Here is a 23001-nt window from a genome sequence, read left to right on the forward strand (position 1 = left end):
AGATGGCTACTGGAAAAATTGTCCAGGTAATCGGCGCCGTGGTTGACGTCGAGTTCCCTCAGGATGCCGTACCGCGCGTGTACGATGCTCTTGAGGTACAGAATGGTAACGAGAGCCTGGTGCTGGAAGTTCAGCAGCAGCTCGGTGGTGGTATCGTGCGTACCATCGCAATGGGTTCTTCCGACGGTCTGCGTCGTGGTCTGGAAGTCAAAGACCTTGAGCACCCGATCGAAGTCCCGGTAGGTAAAGCAACACTGGGTCGTATCATGAACGTATTGGGTCAACCAATCGACATGAAAGGCGACATCGGTGAAGAAGAGCGTTGGGCTATCCACCGCGCAGCACCTTCCTACGAAGAGCTGTCAAGCTCTCAGGAACTGCTGGAAACCGGTATCAAAGTTATCGACCTGATGTGTCCGTTCGCGAAGGGCGGTAAAGTCGGTCTGTTCGGTGGTGCGGGTGTAGGTAAAACTGTAAACATGATGGAGCTGATCCGTAACATCGCGATCGAGCACTCCGGTTACTCTGTGTTTGCGGGCGTGGGTGAGCGTACTCGTGAGGGTAACGACTTTTACCACGAAATGACCGACTCCAACGTTCTGGACAAAGTTTCCCTGGTTTACGGCCAGATGAACGAGCCACCAGGAAACCGTCTGCGCGTTGCGCTGACCGGTCTGACTATGGCTGAGAAGTTCCGTGACGAAGGCCGTGACGTTCTGCTGTTCGTTGATAACATCTACCGTTACACCCTGGCCGGTACTGAAGTATCTGCACTGCTGGGTCGTATGCCTTCAGCGGTAGGTTATCAGCCAACGCTGGCGGAAGAGATGGGTGTTCTTCAGGAACGTATCACCTCTACCAAAACCGGTTCTATCACCTCCGTTCAGGCGGTATACGTACCTGCGGATGACTTGACTGACCCATCTCCAGCAACCACCTTTGCGCACTTAGATGCAACCGTGGTACTGAGCCGTCAGATCGCGTCTCTGGGTATCTACCCAGCCGTTGACCCGCTGGACTCCACCAGCCGTCAGCTGGATCCACTGGTTGTTGGTCAGGAACACTACGACACCGCGCGTGGCGTACAGTCCCTGCTGCAGCGTTACCAGGAACTGAAAGACATCATCGCCATCCTGGGTATGGATGAACTGTCTGAAGAAGACAAACTGGTGGTAGCACGTGCTCGTAAGATCCAGCGCTTCCTGTCCCAGCCGTTCTTCGTTGCGGAAGTATTCACCGGTTCTCCGGGTAAATACGTTTCCCTGAAAGACACCATCCGTGGCTTTAAAGGCATCATGGAAGGCGAATACGATCACCTGCCAGAGCAGGCGTTCTACATGGTTGGTTCCATCGAAGAAGCCGTGGAAAAAGCCAAAAAACTTTAACGCCTTAATCGGAGGGTGATATGGCAATGACTTACCACCTGGACGTCGTCAGCGCAGAGCAACAAATGTTCTCTGGTCTGGTCGAGAAAATCCAGGTAACGGGTAGTGAAGGTGAACTGGGTATTTTCCCGGGTCACGCACCGCTGCTCACCGCCATTAAGCCTGGTATGATCCGCATCGTTAAACAGTTCGGTCATGAAGAGTTTATCTATCTGTCCGGCGGCATTCTTGAAGTGCAGCCTGGCAGTGTGACCGTTCTGGCCGATACCGCTATTCGTGGCCAGGATCTCGACGAAGCGCGAGCCCTGGAATCGAAGCGTAAGGCTGAAGAGCACATTAGCAGCTCTCATGGTGACGTGGATTACGCTCAGGCGTCTGCGGAGCTGGCCAAAGCGATCGCGAAACTGCGCGTTATCGAGTTGACCAAAAAAGCGATGTAACACCGGCTTGAAAAGCTCAAAAGCCAGTCTGGATACCAGGCTGGCTTTTTTTTTGCCTTAATTCATGATGAAAAAGATGTAGAATTTTAAGCATCAAACGTTTTTACTTCTCACTCAAACTACCGTCAGGATGCGTATGTCAAACAGTGCGATGAGCGTGGTGATCCTTGCCGCTGGCAAAGGTACCCGCATGTATTCCGATCTGCCTAAAGTGCTTCACACGTTGGCAGGAAAGCCAATGGTGCAGCATGTCATTGATGCAGCAAATGAATTGGGCGCTCGTCAGGTAAACCTGGTCTACGGCCACGGTGGCGATTTACTGAAAAAGACGCTGTGTGACGACAAGCTCAACTGGGTGCTTCAGGCTGAACAGCTGGGAACTGGCCATGCGATGCAGCAGGCGGCCCCGTTCTTTGCCGATGACGAAGACATTCTGATGCTGTACGGCGATGTCCCGCTGATCTCCGTTGAAACCCTGACCCGCCTGCGTGAAGCTAAACCCCAGGGCGGTATTGGCCTTCTCACCGTCGTACTGGACGACCCGAGCGGCTATGGCCGCATCACCCGCGAAAACGGCAAGGTGACCGGCATCGTAGAACACAAAGATGCCAGCGAAGAACAGCGCCAGATCCCGGAAATTAACACCGGTATCCTGATTGCCAACGGCGCGGATATGAAACGCTGGCTGTCTCAGCTCAACAACAATAATGCGCAGGGTGAATACTACATCACCGATATCATTGCGATGGCGTATCACGAAGGGCGTGAAATTGCTGCCGTTCATCCGGCGCGTATCAGCGAAACGGACGGCGTGAACAACCGTCTCCAGCTTTCCCGTCTTGAGCGTATTTATCAGTCCGAGCAGGCCGAAAAGCTGCTTCTTGCGGGTGTGATGCTTCGCGATCCGGCACGTTTCGATCTGCGCGGTACCCTGTCGCACGGGCGTGACGTTGAGATTGATACTAACGTTATCGTTGAAGGCAACGTCACGCTGGGCAACCGCGTCAAAATTGGCACCGGCTGCGTGATTAAAAACAGCGTTATCGGTGACGACTGCGAAATTAGCCCGTATAGCGTAGTGGAAGATGCCCGTCTGGATGTGGCTTGTACTATCGGCCCGTTTGCACGCCTGCGCCCTGGTGCTGAGCTGCTGGAAGGCTCACATGTTGGCAACTTCGTGGAAATGAAAAAAGCGCGTCTGGGTAAAGGCTCGAAAGCCGGTCATCTGACCTATCTGGGCGATGCGGAAATTGGCGACAACGTGAACATCGGCGCGGGAACCATTACCTGCAACTATGACGGTGCCAACAAGTTTAAAACCATCATCGGTGATGACGTGTTCGTTGGCTCCGATACGCAGCTGGTGGCGCCTGTTACCGTGGGTAACGGCGTGACCATTGCCGCCGGAACGACCGTTACGCGCGATGTGGCCGCGAACGAGCTGGTGTTAAGCCGCGTTCCGCAGGTCAACAAGCAGGGCTGGAAACGCCCGGTGAAGAAGAAGTAACAAATTTACCCCCTCACCCTAACCCTCTCCCCACAGGGGAGAGGGGATCGTTCGGTGCGGTGTTTTTCTCCCTCGCCCCTTTGGGGAGAGGGCCGGGGTGAGGGGATAATATAATCCTCCCCCCACAAGCAGTACCCATAAAAATAACCCCACTCTCTACAAGGCTCGGGGCGCCCGGAAAGGGTAAATACAGGTCAGCGACAACGCAGGCATCATGCCTAAATTCGGAATCTAAAACTATGTGTGGAATTGTTGGCGCAGTTGCGCAGCGTGATATTGCTGAAATCCTTCTCGAAGGTTTACGTCGTCTGGAATACCGTGGCTACGACTCTGCCGGTTTGGCTGTTGTTGATGCAGAAGGTCATATGACCCGTCTGCGCCGTCTCGGTAAAGTGCAGATGCTGGCCCAGGCCGCGGAAGAACACCCGCTGCACGGTGGTACCGGTATTGCGCATACCCGCTGGGCGACGCACGGCGAACCGTCTGAAGGTAACGCGCACCCGCATGTGTCTGAACACATCGTGGTCGTGCACAACGGCATTATCGAAAACCACGAACCGCTGCGCGAAGAACTGAAAGCGCGCGGCTACACCTTCGTCTCTGAAACTGACACCGAAGTGATTGCTCACCTGGTGCACTGGGAGCTGGAGCAGGGCGGCACGCTGCGTGAAGCGGTACTGCGTGCCATTCCTCAGCTGCGCGGTGCCTACGGTACGGTGATCATGGATTCCCGCGACCCGTCTACGCTGCTGGCTGCGCGTTCCGGTAGTCCGATGGTTATCGGTCTGGGCATGGGTGAAAACTTCATCGCTTCTGACCAGCTGGCGCTCCTGCCGGTTACCCGTCGCTTTATCTTCCTGGAAGAGGGGGATATCGCGGAAGTGACCCGTCGCAGCGTGACCGTATTCGATACCAAAGGCGAGCAGGTAAAACGCCAGGAGATCGAATCTAACCTGCAGTACGACGCGGGCGACAAAGGCGCGTACCGTCACTACATGCAGAAAGAGATTTACGAGCAGCCAAACGCCATCAAAAACACCCTGACCGGGCGCATTAGCCACGGTGAGGTTGACCTGAGCGAGCTGGGCGCAAACGCCAACGAACTGCTCGGTAAAGTTGAGCATATTCAGATCGTGGCCTGCGGCACCTCCTACAACTCCGGTATGGTCTCTCGCTACTGGTTTGAATCCCTGGCGGGCGTGCCGTGCGACGTGGAAATCGCGTCTGAATTCCGCTATCGCAAATCCGCGGTGCGCCGTAACAGCCTGATGATCACCCTTTCACAGTCCGGCGAAACGGCAGACACGCTGGCAGCGCTGCGTCTGTCTAAAGAGCTCGGTTACCTGGGTTCGCTGGCCATCTGTAACGTCCCAGGCTCATCGCTGGTGCGTGAGTCCGATCTGGCGCTGATGACCAAAGCGGGTACCGAAATCGGCGTGGCCTCCACCAAAGCCTTTACCACTCAGCTGACCGTTCTGCTGATGCTGGTGGCGAAACTGGCGCGTCTGAAAGGCGAAGATGCTTCCGTTGAGCACGACATCGTTCACGGCCTACAGGCGCTGCCGAGCCGTATTGAGCAGATGCTGTCTCAGGACAAACGCATTGAAGCGCTGGCTGAAGACTTCTCTGACAAACATCACGCCCTGTTCCTGGGTCGTGGCGATCAGTATCCGATTGCGCTGGAAGGCGCGCTGAAGCTGAAAGAGATCTCTTACATCCACGCTGAAGCCTATGCGGCAGGCGAGCTGAAACACGGCCCGCTGGCGCTGATCGATGCAGATATGCCGGTCATCGTTGTGGCACCTAACAACGAACTGCTGGAAAAACTGAAATCCAACATCGAAGAAGTGCGCGCCCGCGGCGGTGTCCTGTACGTCTTCGCTGATAAAGATGCCGGTTTCGCCAGCAGTGACAACATGCACATCATCGAGATGCCGCACGTTGAAGAGGTGATTGCACCGATCTTCTACACCGTTCCGCTGCAGCTTCTGGCCTATCACGTGGCGCTGATCAAAGGCACCGACGTTGACCAGCCGCGTAACCTGGCGAAATCCGTCACCGTAGAATAATCATTCGACACATAATGGAAAAAGCCTCGCATGAAAATGTGAGGCTTTTTTATTACGACCTAAATTTATTCCTAAAAAGTATTAACTGTTATTTGTGTCTGTTTCTGAATATGTCTCTTGGACTAATATAAGGAATGTTAACCCCTTTCAACTCTTTAATTAATCAGCATTTATTTTATCAAGTTATTTTATTTATCTTTTCATTTAATTTTTTCTTACCTGCCACCGATTTTGTTTGTGAATCTTAATAAAATATAATCTCATTCAGGCGGAGATTCTTTCGCTGATATTTTTTTATGAATGAATTAATCATGATTTAACGGAGTGGTAATGAAACGTAATTGGATTACAGGTTCTTTTGTTCTGTGCTCACTGTTTATGGCAAACCAGGCGCTCGCGTCTGATGGCGTGGTGCATTTTACCGGTGAGGTTATCGACAGCACCTGTGAAGTCACCACGGATACTATTGGCCAGACCGTCGCCCTGGGTAAGGTGAACCGATCGGCTTTTGGCTCGATAGTAGGCTCCACTGCGGCCCCCAACCGAATTTAGCATTAAGCTGGAAAAATGTCCGGCCACGTACACTCAGGCGGCAGCGCGTTTTGACGGCACCGAAGCCTCTGACGGCAATGGCGATTTAGCCATTGGCACCCCGATAACTGCATCGACTCCAGGCGACTATACCGGTGAGGGAACAGAGACCGCGGCGACGGGCGTGGCAATTCGTATCTATAACCGCGCTGATAATTCACAGGTTAAGCTGTACAAAGATTCCTCTTATACAACCATTGATTCAGGAAATGCTGAGCTGAAATTTATCGCGCGTTATATCGCGACTTCTGCCGATGTTACGCCAGGCACAGCTAACGCTGATTCACAGTTCACCATCGAATACATGAAGTAATCGATTTTCGCCCGGGCCTGCTGACGTTAAAAGCGAGAGTACTGGCGAATTTTCCTTTAGCAGGCTCATTTCACGGATGAAATTATGTTGTGCAACTTTATTAAGTCGCTGTTCGTTGTTATTTGTCTTTTGAATATGTCTCTATCCTACGCTGGGGTTATTATCGGCGGCACCCGCGTGATTTTTAATAGCGATCGCGCTGATGAAACGTTTTCTATCTTCAATAAAGAGACAAACGTCCCCTACCTGATCCAGGTTTGGGTTGAGCCATTTGATAAAAAAGAGACTACCCCACCTCCCTTCACGGCTATTCCACCGGTTTCACGTCTGGAGCCGCAGCAGGAAAAAATCCTGCGCATTATTAAAACCAAGGGAGCGCTTCCCGAAGATCGGGAATCGGTTTTCTGGCTGAATATCAAAAATATTCCGCCATCCGGGAGCAGTGCGGATAGCAACACGATGGAAATTGCCATTAAAACCCGAATCAAACTGTTCTGGCGCCCGGTGGCGCTCAATATGACGCCCGAAAAAGCGTATATGAAGGTGAAATGGCAGCGCGTAGGAAACCATCTGCAAATAGAAAATCCTGCTCCAATTCATATCAACGTGATGGACGTGTTCGTCGACGGCAAAGAAATTCCGCTCAATATGCTTAAACCCTTCGAGAAGCTAGCGCTGCCTTTACCCGCAGGCGCAGCTGGTAAAGCGCTTCGTTGGCGTTTTATCAATGATTACGGTGCGATTAGCGAGCCTCTGAATCTCTCCCTTTAAGTGCAAAACAAGGAATGATGCGAGATGGCCGGTTCACCTGTTCACGTTCTCTTTGCCTCCGGGGCGCTGCTCCTGCTGGCTTGCCAGCTACAGGCGAAAGAAGCCTTCTTTAACCCCGCCTTGCTGGAGATTGACCATCCGGCGGGTATTGATATTCATCAGTTCGATCGTGCAAACACGCTACCACCCGGCACGTACAAAGTGGATATCCTTATTAACGGGAAAAAACGTGAGCGCCGCGAGGTCACATTTATAGCGGATAAGCAGGAAGGGGAGATCCAGCCCTGCTTCACCCACCTGTCCAGCCAGCTAAAAGCGTTCGGTGTAAAAGCGGATGCCATCAAAGCGCTTACAAACATTGATGACGATGCCTGCGTCGCGCCGGGGCCGCTTGTTGAAGGTTCCGTATGGCAGTTCGATACGGACAAACTGACGCTCAATATTGTGATACCGCAGATTTGGCTGGACAACTATGCCATGGGCTATATCAGCCCCGAACGCTGGGACCAGGGGATCAATGCGCTTTCGGTTAATTATGACTTTTCAGGCTCCCATACCGTACGCTCTGATTACGACGACACGGCGGATAGCTATTACCTCAACCTGCAAAATGGTCTGAATCTCGGCGCCTGGCGGGTACGTAACTACAGTACGTTGAGCGCTGAAGGCGGCAATGCTGAATATCACTCCGTCAGCTCGTGGCTACAGCGTGATATTCCCGGGCTGCGCAGCCAGTTCATGGTGGGCGATACCTGGTCGGCAAGCGATGTTTTTGATGGTGCCAGACTGCGCGGGGTGCGGCTTTACACCGATGATGACATGCTGCCCGCCAGCATGAACGGCTTCGCACCTGTGGTGCGCGGCGTAGCGAAAAGCAACGCCATGGTGACGATTAAGCAAAACGGTTACGTCATCTATCAGTCTGCCGTACCGCAAGGAGCGTTTGCCCTTACCGATCTCAATACCACCAGCTCGGGTGGGGATTTGGACATGACCATCAAAGAAGAGGACGGCAGCGAGCAACATTTTATCCAGCCTTATGCTTCGCTGGCCATTCTGAAACGTGAAGGTCAAACCGACTTCGACGTCAGCATTGGCGAAATGCGGGAAGACAATCGCTTTACCCCAAACGTTATGCAGGCGCAAATCATGCGCGGGCTGCCAGCCGGCATCACGCTTTATGGCGGCGTGCAATTGGCGGACGAGTACCGCGCGGCGGCGCTGGGTGTGGGTAAAGATCTGGGCGCGTTTGGCGCGCTTTCTATGGACGTGACGCAGGCGAAAGCCCGGTTTGATGACGGCGATGAATCCCAGGGGCAATCCTATCGTTTCTTATACTCCAAGCGTATTGATGCCACCGACACGAATTTCAGGCTGGTGGGCTACCGCTATTCTACTCAGGGTTTTTATACCCTCAACGAGTGGTCATCGCGTCAGGGGGATGAAAGTAATTTTTGGGAAACGGGCAACCGCCGTAGCCGTCTGGAGGGAACATGGACTCAGTCTTTTGGACGCGGCTGGGGGAACGTTTATCTGACGCTGAGCCGTCAACAGTACTGGCAAACGGAGGCGGTAGAACGCTTGATCCAGACTGGCTACAGCAACAATCTCGGCATGGTTTCCTGGAACGTGTCGTGGAGCTACACCGATAGCGCGACGCACCACGACAGTGCCAGCGAAGATGAGGATAACAACGGGGGCGAAAACATCTTTATGTTTTCTCTTTCGGTTCCGCTGTCCGGCTGGGTGAAAAACAGTTACCTCAACTATGCCATGACGCAAAACGACAGCGCGCAGGCATCCCATCAGGTGGGGTTAAGTGGAACGCTGCTGGAGCGGGATAATCTCTCGTATAACCTGCAACAATCCTGGACAGGCGATAGCGCAGCGGATGCCAGCAACCTTGCGATGACCTATAACGGCACTTACGGCACGCTGGACGGCAGCTACGCCTACAGTGCAAATGCCGAACACCTTAATTTCGGCGCGCGCGGGGGCGTTATTGTGCACGGTGAAGGCGTCACGTTCTCGCAGCAGCTTGGAGAGACGGTTGCGCTGATCAAAACGCCCGGTGCGTCGGGGCTAGCCGTTGAAAACACCTCTGGCGTGGCCACCGACTGGCGCGGTTATGCGGTGAAAACCCAGCTTAATCCTTATGACGAAAACCGGGTGGCCATCGACAACGACTATTTCTCCCGAGCCAACGTGGAGCTTGAAAACAGCGTGATCGATCTTGTGCCGACCCGCGGTGCGATTGTCAAAGCAGAGTTTCTGACCCACCTGGGTTATCGGGTGCTATTCAACGTCATACTGGCAAACGGCAAGCCTGCACCGTTTGGTGCCGTCGCGAACGGCGAAAGTAAAGGTGAGCTGCTGACGGGCATCGTGGGAGAAAACGGGCAGCTTTACCTGTCTGGCGTTCCGGAAGAGGGATCTTTTGCGCTGCGGTGGGGGGCGGGTAACGTCGTGGAATGCCGGGCACCGTTCCATATTTCTCCCCAGACCGGAGCGTCGCTGGTCCAACAAACCGTCGTATGTAACTAAAAAGGATTTTAGATGAAGAGCTTATTTATCGCTGGCCTGCTGATACTTGCCAGCCCGACGGCGTTCGCTGAGATGGCAGGAACCTGCACGACCATTTCAGGCACACATGTGCTTAACCTGAATTTTCCGCAAACGAGTATTAGCGCGAAAGATAACGTTCCGGGAAAAACGATGGTGGATATCGCCGAAGCGACGGCCAGCGACAGCTATCAGGTCAACTGTTCCTGCGATTCAAAGCACCGGCTTAATAAGGGATTTTCGGCAATCTACTACACAGCGGATCCAACTGGCGGTCTCGTATTTGATAAAAAGATTGGTGAGGTCTCTTATTACAATCTTAATGAATATCTCGATGTCGGCGTAAAGATCTTCATCAAAAACGTGGGTTACACTGCAATTCCTTTTGAGCACGTTTCGAACCGCAGTACAGCCTCTCACACCTGTGGCTCGTCAAACGATATTACGCTTGATACCGGAACGTCTTCGATGCTCTCGTTTTATATTCGAAAATCGATCACCGGATTGGTCACAATTCCTCTGACCGATGTCGCCCTCGTCTACGGCGGAATATCTAATGATTTGCCCAGGGGAGAGGCGATCGCAAAAGTCAGGATCAAAGGCTCAATCATTGCGTCCCAGCAGTGTGAAATTAACGACGGGCAGGTGATTAATATCGATTTTGGTCAGATCCCCGCCTCTGAATTTTCCGCCACGCCCGGCACATCGATAACCAGTAAAAAAATTGAGAAAACCGTTACGGTGAGTTGTTCCGGCCTGGACCGCTCGCAAAAGGTGAACGCTGATTTTAACGCTACGGCAGCCAGCGCCGACAACATGATGGTTTCTACGTCAAACAACAACGTGGGGATCAAAATCTACGATACAAACGGCGACCCGGTGATGGTGAACGGCGGCGCGCTCAAAACGGAGATGGGTTCTACAAGCATTATTGGCGGAAAAAGTAACGGTACTATTACGTTCTCTGCCGCCCCGGCCAGCGCTACCGGAGCCAGACCGACGCCCGGCACGTTTAACGCAGATGCCACCATAACCCTGGAATTTTCAAACTGAACTCATGACGGCTGTTGATGACAGCCGTTGTCATATTTCGCCGGATAGACCACACTTACTGCAACTAATGTGACAAAAATATTACCGCCTATTGAATAAAAGAATAAATTATTCAAAGGGTTATGGTAATGATTTGCACTGTCATAAAAATGTCATAATTCGTACATTTATCTGTCACCTGTTTGTCCTATTTTGCTCATCGTAGCCACTTAAACAATGATTTACGAAATCCTTGCAGGAGACATTATGAAAGTTATGCGTACCACTGTCGCAACTGTTGTCGCCGCGACCTTATCGATGAGCGCTTTCTCTGCATTCGCAGCAGCAAGCCTGACTGGCGCTGGTGCAACCTTCCCTGCGCCGGTGTATGCCAAATGGGCAGATACCTACCAGAAAGAAACCGGTAACAAGGTTAACTATCAGGGTATCGGCTCCTCCGGTGGCGTAAAACAAATTACCGCTAATACCGTAGATTTCGGTGCGTCAGATGCCCCTCTGTCTGATGAAAAACTGAATCAGGAAGGCCTGTTCCAGTTCCCGACAGTGATCGGCGGCGTTGTGCTGGCCGTTAACATCCCTGGCCTGAAGTCAGGCGAGCTGGTGCTGGACGGCAAAACCCTGGGTGACATCTACCTGGGTAAAATCAAAAAATGGGATGACGAAGCCATCACCAAACTGAACCCGGGCGTTAAGCTGCCTTCGCAGAATATCGCTGTGGTTCGTCGTGCTGACGGTTCCGGTACCTCCTTCGTCTTCACCAGCTATCTGGCGAAAGTGAACGAAGAGTGGAAATCTAAAGTCGGCTCCGGCTCTACCGTTAACTGGCCTACCGGTCTGGGCGGTAAAGGTAACGACGGTATTGCCGCGTTCGTACAGCGTCTGCCAGGCTCCATCGGTTACGTAGAATACGCTTACGCCAAGCAGAACAACCTGGCTTACACCAAACTGGTTTCAGCTGACGGTAAACCGGTTAGCCCGACCGAAGAGAACTTTGCTAACGCTGCAAAAGGCGCTGACTGGAGCAAATCCTTCGCGCAGGACCTGACTAACCAGAAAGGCGACGACGCGTGGCCAATCACCTCTACGACGTTCATTCTGATTCACAAAGATCAGAAGAAACCCGAGCAGGGTACTGAAGTGCTGAAGTTCTTCGACTGGGCATACAAAAATGGCGGCAAACAGGCTAACGACCTGGATTACGCCAGCCTGCCAGACAGCGTGGTTGAGCAGATTCGTGCTGCATGGAAAACCAACGTGAAAGACAGCAGCGGTAAAGCGCTGTACTAACAGGATATATTTAACGAAGATGGCGGGTGGCGCTGCGCTTACCCGCCCTACGGTTTATCCTGTAGGCCCGGTAAGCGCCAGCGCTACCGGGCATATTCGTAAGACGTCTCATAAAGAAGAGTGATTTATGGCTGCAACCAAGCCTGCATTTAACCCTCCGGGTAAAAAAGGTGACATGATTTTCAGCGCGCTGGTCAAACTGGCTGCGCTGATTGTGCTATTGCTGCTGGGCGGCATTATCGTGTCTCTGATTTTCTCCTCCTGGCCGAGCATCCAGAAATTTGGTTTCTCCTTCCTGTGGACCAAAGAGTGGGACGCGCCGAACGATATCTACGGAGCCCTGGTGCCCATTTACGGCACGCTGGTGACCTCGTTCATCGCCCTGCTGATTGCGGTTCCGGTGAGCTTTGGTATTGCCCTGTTCCTGACGGAGCTGGCGCCAGGCTGGCTGCGACGCCCGCTCGGTATTGCTATCGAACTGCTGGCGGCCATTCCAAGTATCGTTTACGGCATGTGGGGTCTGTTCATCTTTGCTCCGCTGTTCGCAACGTACTTCCAGGAGCCGGTCGGTAACGTGCTTTCCGCCATTCCGTTTGTGGGGGCCCTGTTCTCAGGCCCGGCATTCGGTATCGGTATTCTGGCTGCGGGTGTGATCCTCGCCATCATGATTATTCCTTACATTGCGGCGGTTATGCGCGATGTCTTCGAACAGACCCCGGTGATGATGAAAGAGTCAGCCTACGGTATCGGCTGCACTACCTGGGAAGTTATCTGGCGCATTGTTCTTCCGTTCACCAAAAATGGGGTGATCGGGGGCGTGATGCTGGGCTTAGGTCGTGCGCTGGGTGAAACCATGGCGGTCACCTTTATCATCGGTAACACCTACCAGCTCGACAGCGCGTCGCTCTACATGCCGGGCAACAGTATTACCTCTGCACTGGCAAACGAATTTGCGGAAGCGGAATCCGGCCTGCACGTTGCGGCACTGATGGAGCTGGGGCTGATTCTGTTTGTTATCACCTTCATTGTTCTGGCGATTTCCAAGCTGATGATTATGCGTCTCGCTAAAAATGAGGGAGCACGCTAATGGCAACTCTCGAAATGCAAGCTACCGCTGAACTGGCGGAATCCCGCCGCAAAATGCAGGCCAAACGCCGCATAAAAAACCGGATTGCGTTAACGCTCTCTATGGCGACGATGGCATTCGGCCTGTTCTGGCTGGTCTGGATCCTGTTCTCGACGATCGTTCGTGGAATTGACGGTATGTCGCTGGCGCTGTTCACCGAGATGACGCCTCCGCCAAACACGGCGGGTGGTGGTCTGGCGAACGCCCTGGCGGGTAGCGGCCTGCTGATCCTGTGGGCGACGGTCTTCGGTACGCCGCTGGGCATTATGGCGGGCATCTACCTGGCAGAATATGGGCGTAAATCCTGGCTGGCGGAAGTGATTCGCTTCATCAACGACATTTTGCTGTCCGCGCCGTCTATCGTGGTGGGTCTGTTCGTCTACACCGTCGTGGTGGCACAGATGGAACACTTCTCCGGCTGGGCGGGTGTGATTGCGCTGGCGCTGCTGCAGGTGCCTATCGTCATTCGTACCACCGAGAACATGCTGAAACTGGTGCCGGACAGCCTGCGTGAAGCGGCTTACGCGCTGGGTACGCCGAAATGGAAGATGATCTCCGCGATTACGCTGAAAGCGTCTATCTCCGGGATCATGACCGGTATCCTGCTGGCGATTGCGCGTATTGCAGGTGAAACGGCGCCACTGCTGTTTACATCCCTCTCCAACCAGTTCTGGAGTACGGACATGATGCAGCCGATCGCCAACCTGCCGGTGACGATCTTTAAATTTGCGATGAGCCCATTCGCGGAGTGGCAGCAGCTGGCCTGGGCCGGGGTGCTGATCATTACCCTTTGCGTACTGTTGCTGAACATTCTGGCGCGCGTCATTTTCGCGAAGAAGAAACACGGTTAAATTTTTACGGCGCGGCAGCTCGCGGCGCCGAATGAGGAAATGAGTCAATGAGTATGGTTGATACTGCCCCGGGTAAGATTCAGGTTCGTGATTTGAACTTCTACTACGGCAAATTCCATGCCCTGAAGAACATCAACCTGGATATCGCGAAGAACCAGGTCACGGCATTTATCGGTCCCTCCGGCTGTGGAAAATCCACGCTGCTGCGAACCTTTAACAAAATGTATTCGCTCTATCCGGAGCAGCGCGCCGAAGGTGAAATCATCCTGGACGGTGAAAACATTCTGACCCAGGCCCAGGATATCGCCCTGCTGCGTGCCAAAGTAGGTATGGTGTTCCAGAAACCCACGCCGTTCCCGATGTCGATTTATGACAACATCGCCTTTGGCGTGCGCCTGTTTGAAAAGCTCTCCCGCGCCGATATGGACGAGCGCGTACAGTGGGCGTTGACCAAGGCCGCATTATGGAACGAAACCAAAGATAAATTGCACCAGAGCGGTTACTCTCTCTCCGGTGGTCAGCAGCAGCGTCTGTGCATTGCGCGCGGTATCGCCATTCGCCCGGAAGTGTTGCTGCTTGATGAGCCGTGTTCAGCGCTGGACCCGATCTCAACCGGCCGTATTGAAGAGCTCATCACCGAGCTGAAGCAGGATTACACCGTGGTTATCGTGACCCACAACATGCAACAGGCTGCGCGTTGTTCCGATCATACGGCGTTTATGTATCTGGGCGAGTTGATTGAGTTCAGCGATACGGATGCGCTGTTCACCAGGCCCGCGAAGAAACAAACCGAAGATTATATTACTGGCCGCTACGGTTGATTTGCCTTAGTGCATGTGGAGAAACCATGGACAACCTCAATCTTAATAAACACATTTCCGGCCAGTTCAACGCAGAGCTGGAAAGCATTCGCACCCAGGTGATGACCATGGGCGGCATGGTCGAGCAGCAGCTTTCTGATGCAATTACGGCGATGCACAACCAGGACAGCGAGCTGGCGAAGCGCGTCATTGAAGGCGACAAAAACGTCAACATGATGGAAGTGGCTATCGACGAAGCTTGCGTGCGCATTATCGCGAAACGCCAGCCGACGGCGAGCGATCTGCGTCTGGTGATGGCGATCATCAAGACCATCGCCGAGCTGGAGCGTATTGGTGACGTTGCGGATAAAATCTGCCGTACCGCGCTGGAGAAGTTCTCTCAGCAGCACCAGCCACTGCTTGTGAGCCTGGAGTCGCTGGGCCGCCACACCGTGCAGATGCTGCACGACGTGCTGGATGCCTTTGCGCGTATGGATCTGGACGAAGCGGTGCGTATTTACCGTGAAGACAAGAAAGTCGACCAGGAGTATGAAGGCATCGTGCGTCAGCTGATGACCTACATGATGGAAGATTCACGTACCATCCCAAGCGTACTGACTGCCCTGTTCTGCGCGCGCTCCATCGAGCGTATCGGGGACCGCTGCCAGAACATTTGCGAATACATCTTCTACTTCGTGAAAGGTCAGGACTTCCGTCACGTGGGCGGCGATGAGCTGGACAAGCTGCTGGCGGGTAAAGATCCGAAAGAGTGATGTTTGTGGCGGGTGGCGCTATCGCTTACCCGCCCTACGAGCCTTGTAGGCCGGATAAGCGTTAGCGCCATCCGGCTTTGTTTTTTCAGCGAGTAATATCCCACCCGCGCGCCTTCCACAGTTCCGGCAGCTGCGCCAGATCGGTAAAGGTTGTCACGTTTGGATGCTCGATCGGCTTGTTGTGCGGATCGGCGCAGAAGTAAAACACCTCCATGCCCGCATCAATTCCCGACTGTGCACCCGCAGACGAATCATCCACCAGAATGCAGTTCTCGACGTTGACGTTCATCGCTTTTGCTGCATGGAACATCAGCGCCGGATCGGGCTTCCACCGCTGGATATCGTAGCCGCTGAACAGTTTTTCCGGGAAATGGTGCAACATCTCAAGCTTGCCCAGCGAGTGCTGCATTTTGCTGACCGGGCCGTTAGAGACCACGCAGATTGGCACCGTCATCGCATCCAGCAACGCGTTAGCCCCGGCGATAACTTCCAGCTCGGAGTCGAACAGGCGTGCGACCTCGGCGCGGTACACCGGTTCCAGATCGGCTTTCGCCAGATCCACACCGTGTTCCTGGTTAATGATGTCGATGATCTCGTACAGCTTCACGCCCTTAAAGCGTTTGAACACCTCTTCGAGATCGAGCGTAATGCCAAATTCCTGGAACATGGTCACATATGCGCGGGAACAAATGACCTCACTGTCGACCAGCGTTCCGTCGCAGTCGAAAAATACCGCTTCAATTCCGGACATGCCTTTCCCTTTTAACAAGTTTAACGTTTACGTACGGCAGTTTAACGAGACGCAATCGTTGCCGTATAAGCAAAATCAATGAAAAAAGTATCTCATAACCGCCACTATTGTCGCATTTTGGTATAGGATAGCGACGAATTTTCCCTCCTTGTTCGGAAATTGATGATGAGTCAACAACACACAACCCAGACATCTGGTCAGGGTCTGCTTGAGCGCGTGTTCAAACTGCGCGAGCACGGCACAACGGCACGCACCGAAGTGATCGCCGGTTTCACCACCTTCCTGACGATGGTGTATATCGTTTTTGTTAACCCGCAAATTCTGGGCGTTGCTGGCATGGATACCAGCGCCGTCTTCGTGACCACCTGTCTGATTGCTGCCCTTGGCAGCATCCTGATGGGTGTGTTCGCTAACCTGCCGGTTGCGCTGGCACCGGCAATGGGTCTGAATGCGTTCTTCGCGTTCGTGGTCGTTCAGGCGATGGGCCTGCCGTGGCAGGTTGGCATGGGCGCTATCTTCTGGGGCGCCGTCGGCCTGCTGCTGCTGACCATTTTCCGCGTGCGCTACTGGATGATTGCCAATATCCCGGTGAGCCTGCGCGTGGGTATCACCAGCGGTATCGGCCTGTTCATCGGCATGATGGGTCTGAAAAACGCCGGTGTGATCGTGGCGAACCCGGAAACGCTGGTGAGCATCGGCAACCTGACCTCTCACAGCGTGCTGCTGGGCGTGCTGGGCTTCTTTATCATCGCGATCCTGGCTTCCCGCAATATTCACGCGGCGGTGCTGGTGTCCATCGTGGTCACCACGCTGCTGGGCTGGATGCTGGGCGATGTCCAGTATCACGGGATCGTCTCCGCGCCACCGAGCGTCTCTACCGTTATTGGTCACGTTGACCTGGCGGGCTCCCTGAACCTCGGTCTGGCGGGCGTGATTTTCTCCTTCATGCTGGTTAACCTGTTTGACTCCTCCGGCACGCTGATCGGCGTGACCGACAAAGCGGGTCTGGCGGATGAGAAAGGCAAATTCCCGCGCATGAAGCAGGCGCTGTTTGTGGATAGCGTCTCCTCCGTGGCGGGTTCTTTCATCGGGACATCCTCTGTGACCGCTTACATTGAGTCCTCTTCCGGCGTGTCCGTGGGCGGCCGTACGGGTTTGACGGCGGTGGTGGTCGGCATTCTGTTCCTGCTGGTGATCTTCCTTTCTCCGCTGGCGGGGATGGTTCCACCGTATGCGGCTGCAGGCGCGCTGATCTACGTTGGCGTGCTGATGACATCGAGCCTGGCGCGCGTGAAATGGGAAGATTTAACCGAAGCGGTACCGGCGTTTATCACCGCCGTGATGATGCCGTTCAGCTTCTCGATCACTGAAGGTATCGCGCTGGGCTTTATCTCTTACTGCGTGATGAAGGTCGGTACGGGTCGCTTCCGCGAACTGAGTCCGTGTGTGATCGTTGTGGCGCTGCTGTTTGTGCTGAAGATTGTGTTTATCGACGCGCACTAAGGTGCGGTTTGTGGTGTCAGGTGGCGCTTCGCTTACCTGACCTACTGACGAGTGTAGGCCCGGTAAGCGCTAGCGCCACCGGGCTTTTTTATCAGGCTTTAACCCGCTTAATATAATCCCCAAACGCCGTCAGCTGACCAGAAAGATGGTCACGCGTGCTCTGATCCACCACTTCACCCGTCTGCGGGTCGACCTTATTCTGAATCACACCGCCCATAAACTCCGGCTTGTTCATCACCATCGCATCCAGGAACACCAGGATCTGGCGCAGGTGATACTGGCAGCGCGCGCCGCCAATCGCGCCCATCGAGCTGGTCTGGATCAGCACCGGTTTGCCTGACAGCGGCTGTTCAGGTAAACGGGACAGCCAGTCAATGGCATTCTTCAGGCCACCCGGCACCGAGTAGTTATACTCTGGCGTCACGATGACCACCCCGTCAGCCTGGCGAATTTGCTCCGCCAGCGCCTCAACGCTCTGCGGGAATCCCTCTTCCTGCTGAACGTCAGCATCATAAAGCGGAATATCGCCAATGGACGGCAGGGCGCTAATTTCCATCCCCGCAGGTGCCAGCTGTGGCAGGGTGCGGGCGACCATCCCGTTAAATGAACCTTTGCGCAGGCTTCCCAGTAACGTAACAACTTTCAACGTATCAGACATGATTACTCCTGTTTCATCATGATGACCCTGAATGGATCAGCTAAGAGTGATTGCTTTTTCTGCCGGTAAACTGGTTAAACGCATCAGGCGCGCGGCGGGCTCATTGGCGCGCTCGGGCACATCAGGAAGGCTACGCCATCCCTGTTGACTGTCAAATTCCCAGATTTTCATACGTTCGATGGCCGGGGTGACGGCAATGGACCAGATCAACACGTCCTCGGCATCGCTGAGCGCTTCAACCAGCGTGGCTCTCGTGGCACGCAGGCGTCCCGATCCTGGCAGGAGTTGCAACAGGCTGGCATCGTCAGACGCACACCCACAGAGCTTACGAATGCTCTGACGCAGGGTGATGAGTTGGGCTCTGGCTTCAACAGGATCGTTTTGATTGCGTACCCAAAGTTTTTCATTACTGGAGAGCGGGTAGTCGTTATGCGCATTAGCACCGTGGAAGCTGCGCGTCGCGCGCTGAAGTTCCATATCCAGTCCACAGTCACCCTCGGTAGTGAGCGCGACACCAATAATGTTGCCAGTATAGGCGATGGAAAACCGGGGGAGTTCCGGGTCAGCGAAGACCGGACGGCCTTCTGGCTGGATAATAATGTCCGGCAGCTCGCTGGTGCCGTAGAGCATGAACATAAGCTCTGCGAGAAGAGCTCTGGAGGCTAAAAACCGCGTCCTGCGGTGCTCCGGGAGCGTGAGCGCTTCAGTGTGACAGGCTGAAGAAATTCTGGCCGATACGAGATGTCCGTCTGTAAGTATCCCTCTTGCAAAGTGCGTTGCCATTTTTCGCTCCCTGATAATGGTCGTAATCGGTTAAACGGTTACATGATTATCGCTTAACTTGACTCCTGTTTTAATCAGTAAATGGGAGTAAGAGAAGCCTTAGGACCGAACTTTACATTTTCTTAGGCAAAAACAGGAGCTGGAGCGGCGTACAGCGCTTTGATTGTCTCACGCAACCAAAGGATTTTGGGGTTATGGCTGTTCCGTTTATGCCAGATCATGGTGAAAGGCACGGTCAGCTTTTCAGCCTGCGCTTCGTCAATGGGAATAGGAAGCGCGATCAGTTTTCGCTGGTGGAGCTGATTGTAGTGATGGCAGTAGTAAGGTGCGGTGGCAATATAATTATGGTCGGGCTGTGCGGCCATAAACATCGACTGCTCGAAGCCGGGCAGGCTCATGGCGATATTACGCTCGCGCCCCATCTCTCTTAGCACCTCGTCGAGCGCCCAGGTGTCGCTGCGTTCCCAGAAAATGCTGATATGCGGGTAGCGCAGAAAGGTCTCCAGGTTCCACTCCTCCTGTAGCGCCGGATGATCCTCACGCAGATACACGCACGGACGGTCGCTAAACAGGATCTCGTAGTCGATAAACCACGGTAACAGCTTCAGCAATTCACGCGATCGCGGGTGCGTTTCGCGCCCGGTGAATCCCAGATCCACCTCTCCACGCGTAATGGCATCCAGCGAATCGTAATCCCAGTGGCGCATCTTCACCGTAGCCTGCGGATAGCGCTGGTTCACCTGCTCCAGCAGGGCGTTAAAGCGGATCAGCATCAACGGCGTTTCGGCAGCTAGCACGAACGTCAGCCCGCCCGGGGAGTCATGGTGAAATTTATCGAGGATCTGATTGCCAATCTGCATCCAGTCGGCCAGATCCTGCTCCAGGCTTACCGTCAGCGGAGTGGGCAGCAGCCCTAACGGCGTTTTCACAAACAGTGGGTCTTCGAACCAGTCGCGCAGCTTGGCCAGTGATTTACTCACCGCCGACGGTGTCACGTTCATCCGCTTTGCGGCTTTGGTGACGCTGCGCTCCTGCAGCAAAAGCTGTAGGCAAAGCAGGAGATTAAGATCGAGACTGCTGATGGGCTTCTTCATAATGCGCCGCGGGCTGGATGACCATAAGTAAGGTAATGCAGACAATGCTACAGCCAATCAGAATCCCGATCAGCATATTCAGCGCGTTAAGACCAAGAACGGCTGCCAGCCAAATCCACAGCGATGAACCGCAGACCTGCGCAATGCCCAATACCGAACTTGCCACACCCGCGCGCAGCGAGAACGGCCCGAGCGCCTGGCTCATCGCCACGCCAAAGCCGACGGAAAAACCGGCGCAGATGAGCGTGATGCCCACCAGCATCACCGCGTGCGAACTCGCGGTCGCCAGAATCACGCCTGCGGCAAGGAACAATGCCTGTGAGGCCAGCATTAGTGTGCGCTGGCGAAAAATGTTCAGCGCAAACGGGGTAGAAAATGAGACAGCCATACTGACCATCGCGGTCAGTGCCATCACCGTTGAATACTGACCGCGATCGAAGCCCATGGTTTCCATCAGCAAGACAGGGGAAACGTTTACATAGGTCAGGATCACCGCCACGCTTAACGTGGTCACGGCCAGTCGGCTGAGGAAAAAGCGGTTGAGCAGCTTTTCAACTGGGTGAAGGGTTGCGGTGTGGCCCGTATTCTGCGAGCCGGGATGGGTCTCTTTCAGTACGGTGATAGACAGAATAAAGACCAGCGCACCCATCGCCGCCATGGTCCAGAACAGGCTCTGCCACGGGAATTTCAGCATGATCAGGTAGCCCACTACGGGTGCCAGCACCGGGATGATGCAGGTAATACCGTTCAGCATCGACAGCACTTTGGCACGGCGCTGGGCGCTTAAGGTGTCGCGCAAAATAGCAAAAGCGACGACGTAACAGCCACCGGCGCCAATGCCCTGAATGAAGCGGCCCGACAGGAACACGGTGCTGTTTTGCGCCTGTGAGCAGAGAATGGACGCCAGGGCAAAAATGATGGCACCCGTTATCGCGACAGGCTGACGGCCTGCTTTATCCGCAATCTTCCCGGCAAACACCATCGACGACGCCATCCCCGCGAGGTAGGCTGAAAACGCGATGTGCAGCTGCGCTTCGCTGGCACCCAGATCGCGGGCGATGTGGGGGAGTCCCACCAGATACATATCAATGCCCGACGGATAAAGCAGAACCAACGCGAAACTACAAAACAGAAAACGAGCCATAAACCCCCCATAGATGCAGGCATGCAGCATAGGGGGTGAAAAGAGATAAGGCGAGTTGCCATTTGGACAATGGTGATTTCCCTGGAGGAAATCACCATTACTGAGCGGGGATTACTTACCGATACAGAAGCTTGAGAAGATCCTTCCCAGCAGATCGTCCGACGTAAACTCCCCGGTGATCTCGCTCAGATTCTGCTGCGCCAGACGCAGCTCTTCCGCCAGCAGTTCGCCCGCCCACGCGCCGATCAGCTGCGCTTTACCCTGAACAAGGTGGTTCGCCGCCTCTTCCAGCGCCTGCAGGTGACGGCGACGCGCCAGGAAGCCGCCTTCCATGCTGGTGTCAAAGCCCATGCTCTGCTTGAGATGGTTACGCAGGTCGTCAACGCCTTCACCGGTACGCGCCGACAGGCGAATCAGTGAGTGACCGTTCACATCGCTGATGCCCAGCGTTTCGCCGGTGACATCCGCTTTGTTACGCACCACGGTGATCGGCAGCTTGGCCGGAAGACGGGCGATAAAGTCTGGCCAGATGTCAGCCGGGTCGACGGCGTCGGTCGTGGTGCCGTCCACCATAAACAGCACGCGGTCGGCCTGCTCGATCTCCTGCCAGGCGCGTTCGATACCGATGCGTTCGACCTCGTCGCTGGCATCGCGCAGACCGGCGGTGTCGATGATATGCAGCGGCATCCCGTCGATGTGGATATGCTCGCGCAGCACGTCGCGAGTGGTTCCGGCAATGTCGGTGACGATTGCCGCTTCACGGCCCGCCAGGGCGTTCAGCAGGCTTGATTTCCCGGCGTTAGGGCGACCGGCAATCACTACCTTCATCCCTTCACGCAGCAGGCTGCCCTGACGTGCTTCGGCACGCACGGCGTCGAGATCGTTCATCACCTGGTTGAGCTGGGCTTCGATTTTACCGTCAGAGAGGAAGTCGATCTCCTCATCCGGGAAGTCGATAGCCGCTTCGACGTAGATGCGCAGGTGAGTAAGTGCTTCCACAAGGTGATTTACGCGCGCGGAGAATGCCCCCTGCAGCGAGTTCAGGGCGGAGCGGGCCGCCTGTTCGGAACTGGCGTCGATCAGGTCTGCAATCGCTTCTGCCTGCGCCAGGTCGAGCTTGTCGTTGAGGAAAGCACGCTCGGAGAACTCGCCCGGCTTCGCAATGCGCAGGCCAGGCAGGGTCAGAATACGTTTTAACAGCAGGTCGAGGATAACCGGGCCGCCGTGGCCCTGCAGCTCCAGCACGTCTTCGCCGGTAAAGGAGTTCGGGCCGGGGAACCACAGCGCAATGCCCTGGTCCAGCGGCGTGCCGTCGGTATCTTTAAACGGCAGGTAATCAGCGTAGCGCGGCTTTGGCAGTTTACCCAGCACCGCTTCGGCCACCTCGCGCGCCTTCAGGCCGGAGATGCGCAGAATGCCTACACCACCGCGTCCCGGTGGGGTTGCCTGGGCGACGATAGTGTCGTTATGGCTCATGGTTGGTCTCGTTCAATACAAATAAAAAAGGCGGTCAATCGACCGCCCTTATTTTAGCGTTAAC

19 protein-coding genes and 1 pseudogene are annotated in these 23001 nt (G+C 54.5%); 14 read left to right on the plus strand and 6 right to left on the minus strand.

Translation table 11 applies throughout. The annotated features are described in order from the left end of the window. The first annotated feature begins 2 nt into the window (after positions 1-2). The 13 genes and pseudogenes from atpD (at position 3) to phoU (ending at position 15528) form a co-directional block, all read left to right on the plus strand. Positions 3-1385: a F0F1 ATP synthase subunit beta gene (atpD, locus tag EXW94_RS13340; protein ID WP_003862362.1), complete on the plus strand. Its 1383-nt coding sequence runs from the start codon at positions 3-5 to the stop codon at positions 1383-1385. A gap of 20 nt (positions 1386-1405) precedes the next feature. Next, positions 1406-1825, plus strand: coding sequence for a F0F1 ATP synthase subunit epsilon (locus EXW94_RS13345; protein WP_006177560.1), 420 nt, complete (start codon positions 1406-1408; stop codon positions 1823-1825). Positions 1826-1961: 136 nt separating this feature from the next. Continuing rightward, positions 1962-3332, plus strand: coding sequence for a bifunctional UDP-N-acetylglucosamine diphosphorylase/glucosamine-1-phosphate N-acetyltransferase GlmU (gene glmU / locus EXW94_RS13350; protein WP_148400141.1), 1371 nt, complete (start codon positions 1962-1964; stop codon positions 3330-3332). A 239-nt stretch (positions 3333-3571) separates the two neighbouring features. Beyond that, the gene (glmS, locus tag EXW94_RS13355) at positions 3572-5401 is read left to right on the plus strand and encodes a glutamine--fructose-6-phosphate transaminase (isomerizing) (RefSeq protein ID WP_100167515.1); all 1830 of its coding nucleotides are present in this window, start codon (positions 3572-3574) and stop codon (positions 5399-5401) included. A 330-nt stretch (positions 5402-5731) separates the two neighbouring features. After that, positions 5732-6305, plus strand: a pseudogene (locus EXW94_RS13360) (chaperone-usher fimbrial major subunit). An 84-nt stretch (positions 6306-6389) separates the two neighbouring features. Further along, a complete protein-coding gene (locus EXW94_RS13365) occupies positions 6390-7076 on the plus strand; it encodes a fimbrial chaperone (protein ID WP_108417227.1) in 687 nt (228 codons plus the stop codon). Between the two features lie 24 nt (positions 7077-7100). Next, positions 7101-9620 (plus strand): fimbria/pilus outer membrane usher protein, encoded by a 2520-nt coding sequence (locus EXW94_RS13370; protein ID WP_174340298.1) that lies wholly within the window; start codon positions 7101-7103, stop codon positions 9618-9620. Positions 9621-9692: 72 nt separating this feature from the next. Next, on the plus strand, positions 9693-10691 hold the full coding sequence (locus EXW94_RS13375) for a fimbrial protein (protein WP_174340299.1): 999 nt from the start codon (positions 9693-9695) through the stop codon (positions 10689-10691). Between the two features lie 246 nt (positions 10692-10937). Then, the gene (gene pstS, locus EXW94_RS13380; RefSeq protein ID WP_010426579.1) at positions 10938-11978 is read left to right on the plus strand and encodes a phosphate ABC transporter substrate-binding protein PstS; all 1041 of its coding nucleotides are present in this window, start codon (positions 10938-10940) and stop codon (positions 11976-11978) included. A 127-nt stretch (positions 11979-12105) separates the two neighbouring features. After that, complete coding sequence (gene pstC / locus EXW94_RS13385; RefSeq protein WP_023309793.1) at positions 12106-13065, plus strand: phosphate ABC transporter permease PstC; 960 nt, start codon at positions 12106-12108, stop codon at positions 13063-13065. After that, entirely contained in the window at positions 13065-13955 is an 891-nt protein-coding gene (pstA, locus tag EXW94_RS13390) for a phosphate ABC transporter permease PstA (protein ID WP_010426576.1), read from the plus strand. Before pstC ends, pstA begins: the two co-directional genes overlap by 1 nt. A 47-nt stretch (positions 13956-14002) precedes the next feature. Continuing rightward, positions 14003-14776: a phosphate ABC transporter ATP-binding protein PstB gene (gene pstB / locus EXW94_RS13395; RefSeq protein WP_010426574.1), complete on the plus strand. Its 774-nt coding sequence runs from the start codon at positions 14003-14005 to the stop codon at positions 14774-14776. Positions 14777-14802: 26 nt separating this feature from the next. Beyond that, on the plus strand, positions 14803-15528 hold the full coding sequence (gene phoU / locus EXW94_RS13400; RefSeq protein ID WP_008500182.1) for a phosphate signaling complex protein PhoU: 726 nt from the start codon (positions 14803-14805) through the stop codon (positions 15526-15528). 85 nt (positions 15529-15613) lie between these two features. On the opposite strand, the gene yieH is transcribed toward phoU, so the two are convergent. Then, on the minus strand, positions 15614-16279 hold the full coding sequence (gene yieH, locus EXW94_RS13405) for a 6-phosphogluconate phosphatase (RefSeq protein WP_174340300.1): 666 nt from the start codon (positions 16277-16279) through the stop codon (positions 15614-15616). A gap of 165 nt (positions 16280-16444) precedes the next feature. On the opposite strand from yieH, the gene adeP reads away from it, so the two are divergent. Beyond that, positions 16445-17782, plus strand: a complete 1338-nt coding sequence (adeP, locus tag EXW94_RS13410; RefSeq protein WP_155019713.1) for an adenine permease AdeP — start codon at positions 16445-16447, stop codon at positions 17780-17782. A gap of 91 nt (positions 17783-17873) precedes the next feature. Here the strand turns inward: adeP and EXW94_RS13415 are convergent, their stop codons facing one another. From EXW94_RS13415 to mnmE, 5 genes are all read right to left on the minus strand, one after another. Beyond that, positions 17874-18440 carry an NADPH-dependent FMN reductase gene (locus tag EXW94_RS13415; RefSeq protein WP_014833835.1) on the minus strand — a complete coding sequence of 189 codons (567 nt, stop codon included), beginning with the start codon at positions 18438-18440 and terminating at the stop codon, positions 17874-17876. A 36-nt stretch (positions 18441-18476) separates the two neighbouring features. Beyond that, positions 18477-19223 carry a 4'-phosphopantetheinyl transferase superfamily protein gene (locus EXW94_RS13420; RefSeq protein ID WP_174340301.1) on the minus strand — a complete coding sequence of 249 codons (747 nt, stop codon included), beginning with the start codon at positions 19221-19223 and terminating at the stop codon, positions 18477-18479. A gap of 122 nt (positions 19224-19345) precedes the next feature. Next, positions 19346-20317, minus strand: coding sequence for an HTH-type transcriptional regulator YidZ (yidZ, locus tag EXW94_RS13425; protein WP_174340302.1), 972 nt, complete (start codon positions 20315-20317; stop codon positions 19346-19348). Further along, positions 20286-21461, minus strand: a complete 1176-nt coding sequence (locus EXW94_RS13430) for an MFS transporter (protein WP_174340303.1) — start codon at positions 21459-21461, stop codon at positions 20286-20288. The genes yidZ and EXW94_RS13430 overlap by 32 nt, the downstream gene beginning before the upstream one ends. A 111-nt stretch (positions 21462-21572) precedes the next feature. Further along, positions 21573-22937, minus strand: coding sequence for a tRNA uridine-5-carboxymethylaminomethyl(34) synthesis GTPase MnmE (gene mnmE / locus EXW94_RS13435; protein ID WP_032662070.1), 1365 nt, complete (start codon positions 22935-22937; stop codon positions 21573-21575). Positions 22938-23001: the final 64 nt, after the last annotated feature.

It is taken from the genome of Enterobacter sp. JMULE2, assembly GCF_013337145.1.
GTDB lineage: Bacteria > Pseudomonadota > Gammaproteobacteria > Enterobacterales > Enterobacteriaceae > Enterobacter > Enterobacter mori.

Bases quoted from the DNA above. Each gene is read 5' to 3' on its own strand.
- atpD (WP_003862362.1), top strand. From the start codon at position 3: ATGGCTACTGGAAAAATTGTCCAGGTAATCGGCGCCGTGGTTGACGTC.
- EXW94_RS13345 (WP_006177560.1), top strand. From the start codon at position 1,406: ATGGCAATGACTTACCACCTGGACGTCGTCAGCGCAGAGCAACAAATG.
- glmU (WP_148400141.1), top strand. From the start codon at position 1,962: ATGTCAAACAGTGCGATGAGCGTGGTGATCCTTGCCGCTGGCAAAGGT.
- glmS (WP_100167515.1), top strand. From the start codon at position 3,572: ATGTGTGGAATTGTTGGCGCAGTTGCGCAGCGTGATATTGCTGAAATC.
- EXW94_RS13365 (WP_108417227.1), top strand. From the start codon at position 6,390: ATGTTGTGCAACTTTATTAAGTCGCTGTTCGTTGTTATTTGTCTTTTG.
- EXW94_RS13370 (WP_174340298.1), top strand. From the start codon at position 7,101: ATGGCCGGTTCACCTGTTCACGTTCTCTTTGCCTCCGGGGCGCTGCTC.
- EXW94_RS13375 (WP_174340299.1), top strand. From the start codon at position 9,693: ATGGCAGGAACCTGCACGACCATTTCAGGCACACATGTGCTTAACCTG.
- pstS (WP_010426579.1), top strand. From the start codon at position 10,938: ATGAAAGTTATGCGTACCACTGTCGCAACTGTTGTCGCCGCGACCTTA.
- pstC (WP_023309793.1), top strand. From the start codon at position 12,106: ATGGCTGCAACCAAGCCTGCATTTAACCCTCCGGGTAAAAAAGGTGAC.
- pstA (WP_010426576.1), top strand. From the start codon at position 13,065: ATGGCAACTCTCGAAATGCAAGCTACCGCTGAACTGGCGGAATCCCGC.
- pstB (WP_010426574.1), top strand. From the start codon at position 14,003: ATGAGTATGGTTGATACTGCCCCGGGTAAGATTCAGGTTCGTGATTTG.
- phoU (WP_008500182.1), top strand. From the start codon at position 14,803: ATGGACAACCTCAATCTTAATAAACACATTTCCGGCCAGTTCAACGCA.
- yieH (WP_174340300.1), bottom strand. From the start codon at position 16,279: ATGTCCGGAATTGAAGCGGTATTTTTCGACTGCGACGGAACGCTGGTC.
- adeP (WP_155019713.1), top strand. From the start codon at position 16,445: ATGAGTCAACAACACACAACCCAGACATCTGGTCAGGGTCTGCTTGAG.
- EXW94_RS13415 (WP_014833835.1), bottom strand. From the start codon at position 18,440: ATGTCTGATACGTTGAAAGTTGTTACGTTACTGGGAAGCCTGCGCAAA.
- EXW94_RS13420 (WP_174340301.1), bottom strand. From the start codon at position 19,223: ATGGCAACGCACTTTGCAAGAGGGATACTTACAGACGGACATCTCGTA.
- yidZ (WP_174340302.1), bottom strand. From the start codon at position 20,317: ATGAAGAAGCCCATCAGCAGTCTCGATCTTAATCTCCTGCTTTGCCTA.
- EXW94_RS13430 (WP_174340303.1), bottom strand. From the start codon at position 21,461: ATGGCTCGTTTTCTGTTTTGTAGTTTCGCGTTGGTTCTGCTTTATCCG.
- mnmE (WP_032662070.1), bottom strand. From the start codon at position 22,937: ATGAGCCATAACGACACTATCGTCGCCCAGGCAACCCCACCGGGACGC.